This is a genomic window from Janthinobacterium goodfellowi, assembly GCF_051380695.1.
In the GTDB taxonomy this organism is placed as follows: domain Bacteria; phylum Pseudomonadota; class Gammaproteobacteria; order Burkholderiales; family Burkholderiaceae_D; genus Janthinobacterium.
On record NZ_JBNYXN010000002.1, the window covers coordinates 495645 to 510386 of the forward strand.

Genomic DNA, 14742 nt, shown 5'->3' on the forward strand with positions numbered 1-14742 from the left:
GGATAATCATCCTGAAAAATCGATTTTACAATATAAAGCGCTGGCAGCAGAATGCTTCCAAACCCCGCACAGACGAGGGACACACAACTTACGGAGACAAACACCATGCTGGCCCTGCTCGGACTGTGCACGATCGCCATTTTACTGGCGGCCATCCTCACCAAGAAAATGTCGCCCCTCGTGGCGCTCATCACCATTCCCATCGTCGCGGCCCTGATCGGCGGCTTCGGCATGGACACCTCGAAATTCATCGTTGCCGGCATCACCAACATCGCGCCGGTCGCCGGCATGTTCGTGTTCGCCATCCTGTTCTTCGGCATCGTCACCGACGCCGGCATGCTCGATCCCGTCGTCAAAGGCATCCTGCGCGTGGTGGGCAGCCGCCCGACCCGCATCGTGCCGGGGACGGCCTTGCTGGCCCTGCTGATTCACCTCGACGGCTCGGGCGCCGTCACCTTCCTCGTCACCATCCCCGCCATGCTGCCGCTGTACACGCGCCTGGGCATCGACCGCCGCATTCTCGCCTGCGTGGCGTCGCTGGCGGCCGGCGTCAACTTCCTGCCGTGGACGGGGCCGATGATACGCGCCTCGGCGGCGCTGCATATTCCCGTCAGCGAGATCTTCATGCCCCTGATTCCCGTGCAGCTGATCGGCCTGGTCTTCGTCTTCGGCGTGGCCTATTACCTGGGCCGCAAGGAAGAAATCCGCCTCGGTCTGACGGCCGGCGCGCCGGCCGGCTTCGTGCAGGTGCACGAGCTGACGCAGGCCGAACAGGCCGTCCGCCGGCCGAAGAACTTCTGGATCAATATCGTGCTGACGGTGATCGTGCTGGGCGTGATGATCAGCGGGAAGGTCGACCCGGTCGTGATGTTCATGATCGGCGTGGTGCTGGCATTGATGATCAACTATCCGAACGCCGACATGCAGCGCGCCCGCATCGATGCGCATGCCAAGGCGGCGCTGCTGATGGCCAGCATCCTGTTTGCCGCCGGCGTTTTCACGGGCATCATGAACAAGTCCGGCATGCTGTCGGCCATGGCCAAGACGGCCGTCGGCTTCGTGCCGCCCGAGATGGCCTCGCATATCCCGGCCGTGCTGGGCGTGCTGTCCATGCCCCTGTCGATGCTGTTCGATCCCGACTCGTTCTACTTCGGCGTGCTGCCCGTGGTGGCGGAAGTGAGCAAGATGCTGGGCGTGGAACCGGTCCAGGTGGCGCAGGCGGCCTTGCTGGGACAGATGACGACGGGCTTTCCCGTCAGCCCGCTGACGCCGGCCACCTTCCTCGTCGCGGGCCTGGCCGGCATCGACCTGGCCGACCACCAGAAATACACGTTCAAATACCTGTTTGCCGCATCGATCGTGATGACCATCAGCTGCATCGTGCTGGGCATCTTCCCCCTGTAGGCGCAGGCACTTTTCACAGGAGCACAGCATGAAAACCATCCGTATCGGCGCCGGCGCCGGTTATTCGGGCGACCGCATCGAACCGGCCGTGGAACTGGCCGAGCGCGGCGAACTCGATTTCCTGATCTTCGAATGCCTGGCCGAGCGCACCATCGCGCTGGCGCAGCAGGCAAAAATGCAAGACCTGCGGCAGGGCTACGACCCGCTGCTGGCCGAGCGCATGCGTGCCGTGCTGCGGCCGTGCAGCGAGAACGGCGTGCGCATCCTCACCAACATGGGCGCGGCCAATCCGCTGGCGGCCGCCGCCGCCATCCGCGCCATTGCGGACGAACTGGGCCTGCCGCACATCAAAGTGGCGGCCGTCACGGGCGACGACGTGCTGGCGCTGGTCACGGGCGGCGATTACCTGGACGACACGGGCGCGCCCGTGGCGCAGCTGGGAGACCGGCTGCTGTCGGCGAATGCCTACCTAGGCGCGCAGCCGCTGGTGGACGCGCTGGCGCAAGGCGCCCACGTCATCGTCACGGGCAGGGTGGCCGATCCGGCGCTGGTGCTGGCGCCGCTGATCCACGCGTTCGGCTGGGCCATGGATGACTGGCATCGCCTGGGGCAAGGCACCCTGGTCGGCCACCTGCTCGAATGCGCGGGCCAGGTCAGCGGCGGCTATTTTGCCGATCCCGGCTACAAGGACGTGGCGAACCTGGCGCGCCTGGGCTTTCCCATCGGCGAAGTGAGCGAAGACGGCAGCGTCGTCATCACCAAGGTCGATGGTTCGGGCGGCTGCGTCACGGTGGCCACCTGCACCGAACAGCTGCTGTACGAAATCCACGACCCGGCCGCTTACCTGACGCCGGACGTGGTGGCCGATTTCTCCCGGGTGAGGATGGAACAGGCCGGCACCGACAGGGTAGCCATCACGGGCGCCACGGGCCACCCTAAAAGCGGGCTGCTGAAAGTGACGCTGGGCTATCTGGACAGCTATATCGGCGAAGGGCAGATATCGTATGCGGGGCCGGGAGCGCTGGCGCGGGCGCAACTGGCGCAAGCCATCGTGGCCGAACGCCTGCAGCTGTGCGGCGTGCAGGCCGAGGAGCTGCGTTTCGACTTGATCGGCGTCAATGCCATCCATGGCGCCACGCTGTCCGCCGCCCATGGCGAGCCGTATGAAGTGCGCTTGCGCGTGGCCGGCCGCGCTGCCAGCCTGAAGGAAGCGGCGCGCATCGGCAATGAAGTCGAGACCCTGTACACCTGCGGCCCTTCGGGCGGCGGCGGCGCCACCAAATCGGCGCGCGAGGTCGTGGCCGTGCGGGCCACGCTGGTCGACGCGGCACTAGCGCCTGGCGCCATTCACTTCGGGGAGAACTGACATGAGCACCATCAAGACCATCGCGCTGCGCGAACTGGCGCACGCGCGCGCGGGCGACAAGGGCGATATCTCGAACCTGTCGCTGATCGCGTATGAACGGAAGGACTACGAGCTGCTGCGCCGGCAGGTGACGCCCGAGCGCGTGCGCCAGCATTTTGCGGGCGTCGTCCAGGGCAGCGTCACGCGTTACGACTTGCCGCAGCTGGGCGCGCTGAACTTTGTCATGCAGCAGGCGCTGGGCGGCGGCGTGACGCGCTCGCTGGCGCTGGACGCGCACGGCAAATGCCTGGGTGCGGCCCTGCTGGCGATGGAAATCCCCATCTCCTGAACTGGCGGGATTCAGGCGGCCGATGGCGTCCCGTAGGCGGTGGTGCCGCTCAGCTGCGCGCGCACCTGGCCCACGTCGCGCATGGGCGCGCGGCCGAACTGGCGGCTGTATTCGCGGCTGAACTGCGATTCGCTGGCATAGCCGACGCGGTAGCCGGCCGTGCCCGCGTCGATCTGCTCGACCAGCATGAGGCGCCGCGCTTCCTGCAGGCGCAGCAGCTTCTGGTACTGCATCGGCGTCATGGCGGTAATCGCCTTGAAGTGGTGATGCAGCGAGGACATGCTCATGTTCGCCATGCCGGCCAGGTGCTCGATGCGCAGCGGCTGCGCGTAATGGTGCTTGATCCAGTCGATGGCTTGCGCCACCTGGTGCGACTGGCTGCTGGCCAGCGCCATGTGGCGCAAACGCGCGCCGACGGGGCCATTGAGCAGGCGGTAGGTCAGCTCGCGGCGGATCAAGGGCGCCAGCGTGGCGATGTCCCCTGGTTTGTCCAGCAGGCGCACGAGGCGCAGCATGGCGTCGAGCAGGTCTGGCGAGACATCGCTGACGGAAATGCCGCGCGTGGCGGGCAGGATTTTCTGCTGCGCCGCGCCAGCTGCGCCGCTGGCGCTTTCGCTGTCGAGCAGCGCGGCCACGTCGGCGATGTCGATGCCCAGCACCACGCACAAGTGCGGTTTATCCTCGCTCGCTTCCACCACGCGCACCTGCACCGGCAGGTCGACGGACGTCAGCAGGTACTGCATGCGGCTGTAATGGAAGGTTTCTGTGCCCAATGTGACGTCCTTCGCCCCTTGCGCGATGATGGCCACGCTGGGGCGCGCCGCATGGAACAGCGATTCGGTGACGGAGGACTGGCGGTGAAAGGTCAGGTTGCCGATGGCCGTCGTGAAGTCGCCCGTGCGCGGCGCGTGGCGGCTGATCAGGGCGGCGATTTCGTCTTGGGGCGGGAGCAGGGTAGGCATGGGTGGCAGTATGCCTGAGGCGAGGAAGGGCAGGGGCTGATCTTACGCAGATTTGGAGGATCGTGCAAAGGTCTTGCAGGATCGCGGTAACGGCGGCGCGGCATCTGGGGCACACTTGGGCAATCGCATGCACGGCACGCGTCTCCCCTCGTCACACACCTATAGATACAGGAGTTTTCATGACCACCATCGCCAAAGGCTACGCCGCACTGGGCCCGACTTCCGCACTGCAACCGTTCACGTTCGAGCGCCGCGCCCCGCGCGAAGACGACGTGGCCATCTCGATCAAATACTGCGGCGTGTGCCATTCCGACATCCACCAGGCGCGCGACGAATGGGGCGGCGCTGCCTTCCCCATGGTGCCCGGCCATGAAATCGCCGGCGTCGTCACGGCCGTCGGCGCCAATGTGAGCAAGTTCAAGGTGGGCGACCACGTGGGCGTGGGTTGCTTCGTCGATTCCTGCACCACCTGCACGACGCGCAACGTGGATCTGGAACAGTACATGCCAGGCCTGATCCAGACCTACAACGGCCTGGAAGCGGACGGCAAGACGGCCACGCAGGGCGGCTACTCGGACAGCATCGTCGTCAAGGAAGGCTATGTGCTGTCGATTCCAGACAACCTGCCGCTGGACGCGGCCGCGCCGCTGCTGTGCGCCGGCATCACGCTGTACTCGCCGCTGAACCACTGGAAGGCCGGCCCCGGCAAGCAGGTCGCCATCCTGGGCATGGGTGGCCTGGGCCACATGGGCGTGAAGATCGCCCACGCCATGGGCGCCGAAGTGACGGTGCTGAGCCAGACCCTGTCGAAGCGCGAAGACGGCCTGCGCCTGGGCGCCGACCATTATTACGCCACCAACGACGCGGAAACGTTCAGCAAATTGGCCGGCACGTTTGATTTGATCATCTGCACCGTGGGCGCGGCCATCGACTGGAACCAGTACATCAACCTGCTGAAAGTCGATGGCAACATGGTCATCGTCGGCATCCCGGACGGTGCCGTGCCGCCTGTGAACGCTTTCGGCCTGGTGGGCGCGCGCCGCAGCCTGTCCGGTTCGATGATCGGTTCGATCAAGGAAACCCAGGAAATGCTGGACTTCTGCGGCAAGCACAATATCGTGTCCGACATCGAGATCATCCGCATCCAGGATATCAATGAGGCGTTCGAGCGCGTGGTCAAGAGCGATGTGCGATACCGCTTCGTGATCGACATGGCCTCTTTGTAACGCCCGAGAAAACGCCCAGGGCGTTGTTGCCGCGTCTCGCCGTACATTCGTACTGTCTTCGACGCGGCGCCTAGCCCTGGGCATTTTTCGAGCGTTCCATGAACGCTACCCGAAAAGCCGGAACCGGATTCGGTTCGCCAGACTTTCCCCATCCCCGCCAAAAATCAAGCTCCCGCGTCAATTTTTCTTTCCTTGCATCAAAAATCGGCATAAAATGAAACCGTACAGTACAGTTTCACTACGTAGATTTTAAAAAACCAGCCATCCCCGGCGTGCTTGCCTGGGCAGGGGAGGCGTCATGGATAAAAAATGGACACTTCAGTAAATAAAGGAGCGCCGGCGATCCTGGCGGTCTTCAGGGGCAAGCGGCTTGTCCTGACGGTTTTCGGCATCTTTCTTGGATTTTCCGGCCTGGCTCTGGCGGCGGGCGGCATCGAACTCATCACCCTTGGCGGTTCCTGGTATTACCTGCCGGCCGGCCTGGGCCTCATCCTCGCAGGTGTGCTATATCTGCGCCGAAAACCGCTGGCCAGTGCCGTCGTCGCTGCGCTGGTCGTCGCGACACTGATCTGGGCCGTGTGGGAAATCGGCTTCGCTTTCTGGCCCATGGTGCCGCGCCTGGTGCCGTTCCTCGTCATCGGCCTGGTGGCCGCCTTGCTGCATCCGTGGCTGGCCGGGCGTGCTCACGGTGGCCAGTCGCGCGGTTTTGCGGCCCTGCTTGCCGTCGTGCTGGCGGCCGGTTTCGCTGCCATGTTCAAGCCGCATGGCGTGACGGAGGCGAGCGCGCAGCCGCAGCAGGATGCGGTGGCGGCCATCAATGACGGCAGCGCCAACTGGGCCCATTACGGCTATGGACCGCAAGGCACGCGCTTCGCGCCGTACACGCAGATCGACAGGCAGAATGTCGACAAGCTGCAAGTGGCGTGGACCTACCGCTCGGGCGAGCTGGCCGAAGGGGCATCCGAATCGCAGAACACGCCGCTGCAGATCGGCGACACCATCTATACGTGCACGCCGATGAGCAAGGTCATCGCGCTCGACGCGGACACGGGCAAGGAGCGCTGGACCTTCGACCCGAAGCCGGCCAACACGAAGACGTGGAACCGCTGCCGCGGCGTCGGCTACTACGAGCCGGCCAAGGTGACAAAACCATTTCATTTCGACGGCATGCAGGCGGCCAGCGCATCTGCGGCGGGCGCATGCGCGAAGCGCATCGTGCAGGTGACCATGGATGCGCGCCTGATCGAGATCGACGCGCAGACGGGCAAGCAGTGCGAGGGCTTCGGCGACAAGGGCTCCGTCGACCTGACGGTCGGCCTGGGCAAGGTGAAGATGAACGTGCCGTATTACGCCTACACGTCCGCGCCCACGGTGGCGCGCAACCTGATCATCCTTGGCGGCTGGGTCTTCGACGGCCGCTCCACCGATGAACCGTCGGGCGTCGTGCGCGCCTACAGCGCCGACACGGGGGAGCTGGTGTGGGCCTGGGACCTGGGCAATCCGGCCATCACCAAGCTGCCGCCGGAAGGGCAGACCTACACGCGCAGCACGCCGAACATGTGGTCGGCGCCCGCGTTCGATGATGCGCTGGGCCTGGTCTACCTGCCGACGGGGAACGAGCAGCCGGACTTCTGGGGCGGCAAGCGCCCGCCGCTGACAGAGAAGTATTCGTCGGCCATCGTCGCCCTCGACATGGCCACGGGCCGCGAGCGCTGGACCTATCAAACCGTCCACCACGATATCTGGGATTACGACGTGGCCGCGCAGCCGGCCCTGTACGACGTCCCGGACGGCAAGGGTGGAAAAATACCGGCGCTGGTGCAGCTGACCAAGCGGGGCCAGATCTTCATGCTGGACCGCCGCACGGGCAAGCCGATCGCGGACGTGGTGGAAAAACCCGTGCCGCAGGAGCACGCGGCCGGCGACTGGGTGTCGAAAACGCAGCCATACTCCACCGGGATGCCGGCCCTCGGTGCGGAAACGCTGACGGAGCGCGACATGTGGGGCGCCACCTTCTTCGACCAGCTGGCTTGCCGCATCAGCTTCCGCAAGCTCAATTACCAGGGCGAGTTCACGGCGCCCAGCACAAAAGAGACGCTGATCTATCCGGGCTACTACGGCGGCTTCAACTGGGGCGGCGCGGCCGTCGATGAAAGCAATGGCTATATGTTCGTCAACGATATCCGCATGCCGCAGGTGGTCAGGCTGGTGCCGCGCGAGACGGTGGACGTGGCCAAGCTGACGTCGGGCCACGGCGTGGGCAGCACCTATCCCATGGATGGCACGCCCTTCGTCATCGACCACAAGGCCTTCAATTCGCCGCTGGGCATACCGTGCCAAAGCCCGCCGTGGGGCGTGTTTGCCGCCATCGACCTGAAAACGCGCACGAAAGCGTGGGAGCGTCCGGCCGGCACGGTGCGCGATGCCGTCATCCACGGCGTGCGCGCAAGCCTGCCCATCCCGCTGGGCATGCCGACCCTGGGCGGCGGCGTCAGCACGGCGTCCGGCCTGGTGTTTTATGCGGGCACGCAGGATTACTATTTGCGCGCCATGGATATCACCACGGGCCGCGAAGTGTGGAAGGCGCGCATGCCCGTCGGTTCGCAAGGCACGCCGATGACGTATGTGTCGCCAGCCTCTGGCCGCCAGTACGTCGTGGTGGTCGCGGGCGGTGCCCGCCAGAGTCCGGACCGGGGAGATTACGTGATAGCATACGCGCTTCCCAAGACACAGTAAGAGTTTGCTTCATGCCCCAGTTGCGTACCGTTCCCGCTTCCCCGACGACCCGAAGCGAGGAGCGGCGGCGCAAGCTGCTGGTGGCGGCGGCGGACCTCTTCCTCGCCTCCGGCTACGACGGCGTCAGCATGGACGCCATCGTGGCCGAAGCGGGCGGCTCCAAAGCCACTGCTTACCGTTATTTCGGCAGCAAGCAGGAATTGCTGGTGGCCGTGGTCGAGTACCTGTGCGCCGACTTCATCATCGCGCTGCGCCAGCTCGATACCTCGCAAGCGGGCCTGGAGCAGGGCTTGCAGCTGATCCTCGATGAACTGGTGGCCGTCGTCACCAGCCCCCGCCACGCGGATTTCTACCGCCTCGTCGTCACGGGCGCGGCCGCCGTGCCGGCCGTAGGCCAGACCTGGTACGAACACGGCCCGCAAGTGTGGCACGCATTGATATTGCGCCTGCTGGAACAGCAGCGCGCCCAGGGCCGCATCGCGCCCGACACCTCGTTATCCAACCTGCCGCAGATTTTGTTCGACGCCGTCTTCTCGCACCTGACCACGCGCACCGTGATGCTGGGGCAGGGCGGCGATGCCGCCACGTTCCGGCCCCTGATCGCTGAACTGATCAAGCTGGTGGTGGCGCGGGTGGCGCGTAGGTCGGATTAGGCCCGGCAGGGCCGTAATCCGACGCGGCGAGGTCCGCAAATTGTCGGATTACGCTGCGCCTTGGCGGCTCCGCTAATCCGACCTACGCCACTGCCGTGAAAGCTTGCCCGGCGACTCAGGCCTCCGGCGCCGTCCAGACCAGATTCCACAGGTGGCCATCGATATCCTCGAAACCCTGGTCATACATGAAGCCATGGTCCTCGGGCGGATGCGGCGTGCGGCCGCCGGCGGCAACGGCCCTGGCGATCAGGTTATCCACCTCTTCCCGGCTTTCGCAACTGAGGCAAATGACGATTTCATTGGCTTCCTTTGCATTCGCGACCGGCTTGCCGATCAGCGACTGGAAGAAGGGTTCGGTCGTCAGCATGGCCTGGATGGTGTCGCCGACGATGTTGATGAACGCCGCGTTCTCTCCGCTGAAGCGGGTATCGAAGGTAAAGCCGAGAGCGGAAAAGAAGGCCCTGGATTTGTCCAGGTCCTTCACGGGCAGGTTGAGGATGATCTGTTTGTGCATGGCGCCTCCTTGCCAGGGTGGGATTGCGTGGAATAGGGGGAATGGGCAATCGCCGCCTCATTCCCGCGGCTGCGGTCCGTCACGACTTTACCGCATTTGACAGCGCAGCGGCTCGTTTCAAGCGTTATCAATTATGGAAGAATATATATAAGTGCTTATGTAAATCGTGCTACCATGGCTTCATGAAACCTGGACTGGGCACGCAATTACGACATCTCATCGAACTGCTGGACGGCGCGGTCGAGCAGGCCTATGTGGAAGCGGGACTCGATTACCGGCCGCGCTACACGCCGGTGATGCGCATGCTGGCCGAGCGGCAGAGCGCCACCATCGGAGAGCTGGCCGCCGTTGCCGGCCTCACGCAGCCCGCCGCGACCCAGACAGTGGCCGTGATGGTGAGGAAGGGCCTGTTGACGGTGGCCGCCGGCGGCGAAGACGGCCGGCAGCGCGTGGTGCGCCTCAGCGCCGCTGGCGAAGCGCTGCTGCCGCGCCTGCGGGTGTGCTGGCAGGCGACAAAATCCGCGGCCGACAGCCTCGATGCGGAGCTGGCGTTTCCCTTGTCCGCCTGCCTGGAACAGGCGATCGCCGTGCTCGAGACGCGCTCCTTCGGCGCGCGCATCCGCGACGCCAGCTTGCGGCAACACCTGACGATAACCCCGAATGATGCAGACACGCCTGGCTGAACGCCGCTTCGATGACGTGCCCAGGGGGCGCCTCGCGCGCATTTTTTACACAACGATCAAACGTTTCGTAGTCCAACTTGGAGGAAGGTATGTCAGGCAGAAAGAAATTTGTTGCAGGCGTCGTGTTGGGTAGCGTGTTGTCGTTTTCCGCCTTCGCGGCGCAGGACACTCCCTTGAAAGCAGCCGATCGCGCTGCGGTCGTGCAGACGCTGGCGGAGAAAATGAACGCGAATTACATCGAGCCGGCGGTGGCCGAACGGGTCGGCAGCGCGATCGCCAGGAAAAATGCCGAAGGAGGCTATGCGGCCGCCGCCAGTGCGCAGGCCTTCAGTGCGGTGCTGGCGCAGGACTTGCGCGCATTGAGCGGCGACCTGCATTTCGGCGCCATGCTTGACGAAGGTTTCCGCGAGCGCAGCAACGCCGGCGACGTGCCCACGCGCGCCAGGATGGACGAGGCGCGTGAGCAGACCGAGCGGTGGGGCTATGGCATCGAGAAGGTCGAACGCCTACCCGGCAACGTCGGCTACATCGAGTTGCGCGGCTTCGGGCGCACGGAATTCGTCGGCCCGGCCTACTCGGCGGCAATGTCGCTGATGGCGGGGACGGAGGCGCTGATCCTCGACCTGCGCCGCAACGGCGGCGGCAGCCCGGCCAGCGTGGCTTATCTGATGAGTCATTTCTTCCCGCTCGGCGACGAGCGTCACCTGATCGACATATACAATCGCCCGACCGATACGACCCGGCAGATCTTTACCGTGGCGACGGTCGCCCAGCGTTACGACAAGCCCGTGTACGTGCTGACCTCGGCCCGCACGTTTTCCGGCGGAGAAGACTTCTCCTATGGCATCCAGGCACAGAAGCGCGGCACGGTGGTCGGCGAAACCACCGGCGGCGGCTCCAATCCCGTGGGCAGGTTCAGCGTGGGGCAGGGCATCGTTGTCGTGATTCCCACCTCGCGCACGACCAATTTCGTCACCAAAACCAACTGGGAGCACGTCGGCGTGAAACCGGACATCGCCGTGCCCGCGGCACAGGCGCTGCAGACGGCGCACGCCGACATCCTGCGCAAGCTGGTGTCGTCCGAAAAGGACGGCGACGGGCGCAAGGAACTGCAGCGCGTGCTTGCGATGGTAGAGAAAGGGGAGTCCGCGAAGCCGGTCTACACGCTCAGGGGCGAGCCTTGATCTAACCGTGCCCGGCCAGGCGGCTGGAATGAGCGCAACAGACAAAGGCGTGCAGCGTGCTCACGGCGTTCGTGCGCAGGAAGATTTCCTCCAAACGGTCATTCGCCCATGCCTCGCTTCGATGCTTGATCGCGGAAGTAATCGCCATCCGGGTCCAGATCCCTGTATTGACGCACGATAGGATGCTGGAGCGTGAACCACAAGTGGTTGATCAAGCCCGCCAGCGCGCGTAAGTGCTCAGACCGCTCGGCGTCGGGGAGGGTGCGAATAAGACTGTCCGCTTCGTTAATGATTTTTCCCATGCGTGCATATGTCGACATGAGTTGTTGCGCGGTTGCATAATCCATTTTTCCACTTTTAAAATTAGTCGCCAGGCACGTCACCGGAGCGTCGACATCAACGGCCAGCCCAGGCTCGGCACAACCCAGCGTATGGGATTGTTGCTCTTCGAGTAATGACAAGGTGTTGTCAGGCGCGCTGAGCCCGAAAGCAGGGACTGGGGTCGGTCCTCAAGGTCCGACCCCGGAAGATAAACAGGGCAGTGGCCAGGCGCCAGTCAGGTCGCAATACCATACTTGTGCTGCGTGGCCGCATACTGCTGCTTGAGCGACTCCAGCTTCGGATGCTTGGGGTCGATCTTGCGGATCACCTGCATCTGGTGCTGGGCCTGTTCGGCCAGCGGGGCTTCCCAGCCCAGCATGTTGAGCTGGCGCAGGATGGCTTCGACGGAGGCAAACAGCACGGGCAGGTTGCCCGGTGTCTTGCGCAGGGCCTGGCGCAGCACGAAGACGGCGCCCTTGAGCTCTCCGCTTTCCGACTTGCTGGCCGCATCCTGCATCAATTCCTGCACCTGGTTCGTGATCTGCTGGCCCATGCCTTGCGCCAGGTCGTGGCGTCCCGCCTTTTCAAACACGTCCACGGCCGCTTCCATCGTCACGTCGCTGTCGGCTTCGTTGACGAGCTTCATCATGACGTCGGAGGCGGCCTGTTCCAGATTGTTCTTCAGGCAGCTTTGCACGAGGCCTACCTTCAGCTGCGTCGACAGGCCGCGCGCCGTGTCCAGGGCGGCGGCGGCCAGCTGCAGCTCGCCGGCGGCGGCGATGTCGTTGCCCGACAGTTCATGCAGCATGGCGGCCGAGATGGCGCGGCATGCTTCCACGTTGGCGCCGCCCCGCAGCGAGCGCTCCATGTCGCGCAGCACGCCGCTCGCCTGCGGCGCATCGCCCTTTTTCACCAGCGTTTTCACCAGGTTGACGTGGTCTTCCGGGTCGCGGAACTCGGAGTACTTCGCTTTCGTCACCACCTGCTTGTAGGCCCGTTCGGCCGCGCCGATGTCGCCCGTGTCGAAGGCGATGCCGCCCAGGTGGCGCAAGCGGCGCACCATGTGCGGCGAGATGGCCACGGCGTCCTCGAGGATTTTCTTGGCCTGCAACTGCTGGCCCATGGCTTCATGGTTTTGCGCCAGCAAGTCGTAGGCGGCCATGAAACGGGGATAGGTTTCCACCAGTTCCAGCAGCGCGTCCTGCGCCTCCTCGTGGCGCTGCTGTTCGAACAGGGTGCGCGCCAGTCCCAGGTGGGCCCAGGCCATGGGCCGCGTGGCCAGCATGTCGGCGTAGATCTGCTCCGCTTCCCGCCACTCGCCCAGGGTGATATGCAGCTCGGCGCGCAAGCGGGCGAAATCGGCCGCCAGGCGCGGGTGCTGCAGTTCGGCCGCGCGGCAGCTTTTCACGGCTTCGCGCAAGTCGCCCTTGTCGATCAGCTGATACGTGGGCAGGAAAATCGCGCGCCGCTCGATGGCGCGCGCGATGCGGCCGCTCAGCACATCGACGGTGAACGGTTTTAATATGTAGTCGGACGGGGTCAGCTCGGCCGCGCTGATCACCTTGCTGTGGATGGCTTCGGAGGTCAGCATGATGAAGATCGTCCACAGGCCGATCAGCTTATGATGGCGCAAGTCTTCCAGCAGTTGCTGGCCATCCTGGCCGTCCGTGCCGCTGCCAAGGTCGTATTCGCACAGGATGATGTCGAACGGCTTCTTCGTCAGCAAGCGGATGGCCGTGCCGGCATTGACGGCATACTCGACCTTGGTGATGGCCGCCTGGTTCAGCATATTGTGCAGATTGCCCCGCATGCTGGGGTTCGGGTCGACGATCAGGACAGATAAGTCGCTAGTTTCTGGCATGGTTCAGCTCTCGTTCATCTGTTCGGTCATTTGCGGGAACTCTTCTTATATGTATCTGCCTGGCAGTATTGTTTTTTATCAGCATACTGCAAAGCCGGGCGACACTGCCAGCAAAATGCATGCAATTGGGTGCGGAGCAGGGCGCCGGGTGCGTCCGGTGGCGTGCGGCGTTGTATTTCGTGGGGCCGCCGCGTTGTGCGGGGCTGCCAGCGACGCATATTCCGGCAAATAGCTGACTAGCATGATAGTATCCTAATTACAACTAATGTTGGATGCCGCTCAATCTTGCGGCCAGGCATGCGCAAGGCTGTACCGGGCGCTTTCTTCTTTCTGGTGTCGATACCCGTATGCGCGTTCCTGACCTTACTTCCTTGCGGCGCATCGCCGTTCCTCTCGCGTTCGGCGGCAACAGCGAACAGCAGCACACGTATTTCGCGGAATTGCACCGGGTCGGCATGGTCACGCAGCTGCTGGGCATCATCGCCTTCAGCCTGACCTGGCTACTGATGCCGGAGCCCTATCATCCGAACCTGACGCATGCCGTGCTGGCGCTGCTGGGCATGTTGACGAGCCTGGTGGTGCGCTACCGCTGCACCACCTTGCCCATGCTGACCATCACGGGAGCTTGCGCCGTGCTGACCCTCACTTTTGGCTTGCGCACCATGGCCGACGCCGTCCAGCACGCCAGCTTCTGGGTCTTGCCCGTGGGCGTCTTCATGACCCTGGCCATCGCCTCCATCTTCAATGGCGGTCTCAGCTATCTGGCCGTGGTGGGCGGCGTGTGGTGGAACGTGGGCCACGGCCTGTATCCCGTGAACGTCGGCTTGCCCGACCAGTCGTGGGCGCCACTCATGATCGCCGTCAGCATCCTGTTCGGGCTGGCGCTGAATGTCAGCTTCAGTTTATTGCGCTTGCGCAACTATCACTCCAAGCTGGAATTGACGCGGCTGGCCTTCCAGGACGGTCTGACGGGCCTGAACAACCGCCGCATGTTCACGCAGCGCGCCCAGCAGATGCATGGCGCGGCCCACGGCGGCATGCTGCATTTCCTGATGATCGATATCGACGATTTCAAGATCATCAACGACCAGCAGGGCCACGATGCGGGCGACGCGGTGCTCGTGCGCACCGCCGCCATCATCGCCGACAAGGCGCAGGGCCATCTGTGCGGACGCCTGGGCGGCGAGGAATTCGGCATCGTCTACGCGGGCAGCCGCGAGGATGCCGGAACCTTTGCCGGCGGCCTGGTCGAGGCCGTCAGCCAGGCTTTCCTGGCCGCGCAGTTCGTGTCGATCAGCGTGGGCGTGGCCGAGCTGGACCGGGGCAAGGAGCTGGGCCACAGCTACCGGCTGGCCGACGAAGCGCTGTACCTGGCCAAGCGCCAGGGCAAGAACCGCTATGTGATCGCCTGATGGTCGGTCGCCCGCGATGGTTGTTGCAAGTTGGCAAAAACTGCCCGTTTCAGGGGCAAAATGGCCCGAAAGCCATAAGTTCCGGTAATAAA

13 protein-coding genes are annotated in these 14742 nt (G+C 64.2%); 9 read left to right on the forward strand and 4 right to left on the reverse strand.

Features of this window, described 5'->3' with window-relative positions:
- Window positions 1-105: 105 nt before the first annotated feature.
- The 3 genes from ACQ4WQ_RS10195 to ACQ4WQ_RS10205 are packed head-to-tail and all read left to right on the forward strand — an operon-like array spanning window position 106 to window position 3098.
- Window positions 106-1404, forward strand: coding sequence for a CitMHS family transporter (locus ACQ4WQ_RS10195; RefSeq protein ID WP_436496685.1), 1299 nt, complete (start codon window positions 106-108; stop codon window positions 1402-1404).
- A gap of 28 nt (window positions 1405-1432) precedes the next feature.
- Window positions 1433-2770 (forward strand): acyclic terpene utilization AtuA family protein, encoded by a 1338-nt coding sequence (locus ACQ4WQ_RS10200; protein WP_436496687.1) that lies wholly within the window; start codon window positions 1433-1435, stop codon window positions 2768-2770.
- Window positions 2771-2789: 19 nt separating this feature from the next.
- Window positions 2790-3098: an AtuA-related protein gene (locus ACQ4WQ_RS10205; RefSeq protein ID WP_436497395.1), complete on the forward strand. Its 309-nt coding sequence runs from the start codon at window positions 2790-2792 to the stop codon at window positions 3096-3098.
- Between the two features lie 11 nt (window positions 3099-3109).
- Here the strand turns inward: ACQ4WQ_RS10205 and ACQ4WQ_RS10210 are convergent, their stop codons facing one another.
- Window positions 3110-4060 (reverse strand): AraC family transcriptional regulator, encoded by a 951-nt coding sequence (locus tag ACQ4WQ_RS10210; protein ID WP_436496689.1) that lies wholly within the window; start codon window positions 4058-4060, stop codon window positions 3110-3112.
- A gap of 179 nt (window positions 4061-4239) precedes the next feature.
- Here ACQ4WQ_RS10210 and ACQ4WQ_RS10215 point away from each other — a divergent pair, with 179 nt between their 5' ends.
- From ACQ4WQ_RS10215 to ACQ4WQ_RS10225, 3 genes are all read left to right on the forward strand, one after another.
- A complete protein-coding gene (locus tag ACQ4WQ_RS10215; RefSeq protein WP_436496691.1) occupies window positions 4240-5286 on the forward strand; it encodes an NAD(P)-dependent alcohol dehydrogenase in 1047 nt (348 codons plus the stop codon).
- Window positions 5287-5595: 309 nt separating this feature from the next.
- The gene (locus ACQ4WQ_RS10220; RefSeq protein WP_436496693.1) at window positions 5596-8022 is read left to right on the forward strand and encodes a membrane-bound PQQ-dependent dehydrogenase, glucose/quinate/shikimate family; all 2427 of its coding nucleotides are present in this window, start codon (window positions 5596-5598) and stop codon (window positions 8020-8022) included.
- 11 nt (window positions 8023-8033) lie between these two features.
- Complete coding sequence (locus ACQ4WQ_RS10225) at window positions 8034-8675, forward strand: TetR/AcrR family transcriptional regulator (protein ID WP_436496695.1); 642 nt, start codon at window positions 8034-8036, stop codon at window positions 8673-8675.
- Window positions 8676-8790: 115 nt separating this feature from the next.
- On the opposite strand, the gene ACQ4WQ_RS10230 is transcribed toward ACQ4WQ_RS10225, so the two are convergent.
- Window positions 8791-9189: a VOC family protein gene (locus ACQ4WQ_RS10230; RefSeq protein WP_436496697.1), complete on the reverse strand. Its 399-nt coding sequence runs from the start codon at window positions 9187-9189 to the stop codon at window positions 8791-8793.
- A 182-nt stretch (window positions 9190-9371) separates the two neighbouring features.
- On the opposite strand from ACQ4WQ_RS10230, the gene ACQ4WQ_RS10235 reads away from it, so the two are divergent.
- Together ACQ4WQ_RS10235 and ACQ4WQ_RS10240 are read left to right on the forward strand one after the other, a co-directional pair.
- Window positions 9372-9872, forward strand: coding sequence for a MarR family winged helix-turn-helix transcriptional regulator (locus ACQ4WQ_RS10235; protein WP_436496699.1), 501 nt, complete (start codon window positions 9372-9374; stop codon window positions 9870-9872).
- A gap of 89 nt (window positions 9873-9961) precedes the next feature.
- Window positions 9962-11056, forward strand: coding sequence for a S41 family peptidase (locus ACQ4WQ_RS10240; protein ID WP_436496701.1), 1095 nt, complete (start codon window positions 9962-9964; stop codon window positions 11054-11056).
- A 98-nt stretch (window positions 11057-11154) separates the two neighbouring features.
- Here ACQ4WQ_RS10240 and ACQ4WQ_RS10245 read toward each other — a convergent pair whose 3' ends face one another.
- The gene (locus ACQ4WQ_RS10245; protein ID WP_436496703.1) at window positions 11155-11517 is read right to left on the reverse strand and encodes a hypothetical protein; all 363 of its coding nucleotides are present in this window, start codon (window positions 11515-11517) and stop codon (window positions 11155-11157) included.
- A gap of 95 nt (window positions 11518-11612) precedes the next feature.
- Window positions 11613-13238 (reverse strand): response regulator, encoded by a 1626-nt coding sequence (locus ACQ4WQ_RS10250; RefSeq protein WP_436496705.1) that lies wholly within the window; start codon window positions 13236-13238, stop codon window positions 11613-11615.
- Between the two features lie 347 nt (window positions 13239-13585).
- Here ACQ4WQ_RS10250 and ACQ4WQ_RS10255 point away from each other — a divergent pair, with 347 nt between their 5' ends.
- Window positions 13586-14650: a GGDEF domain-containing protein gene (locus tag ACQ4WQ_RS10255; protein ID WP_436496707.1), complete on the forward strand. Its 1065-nt coding sequence runs from the start codon at window positions 13586-13588 to the stop codon at window positions 14648-14650.
- Window positions 14651-14742: the final 92 nt, after the last annotated feature.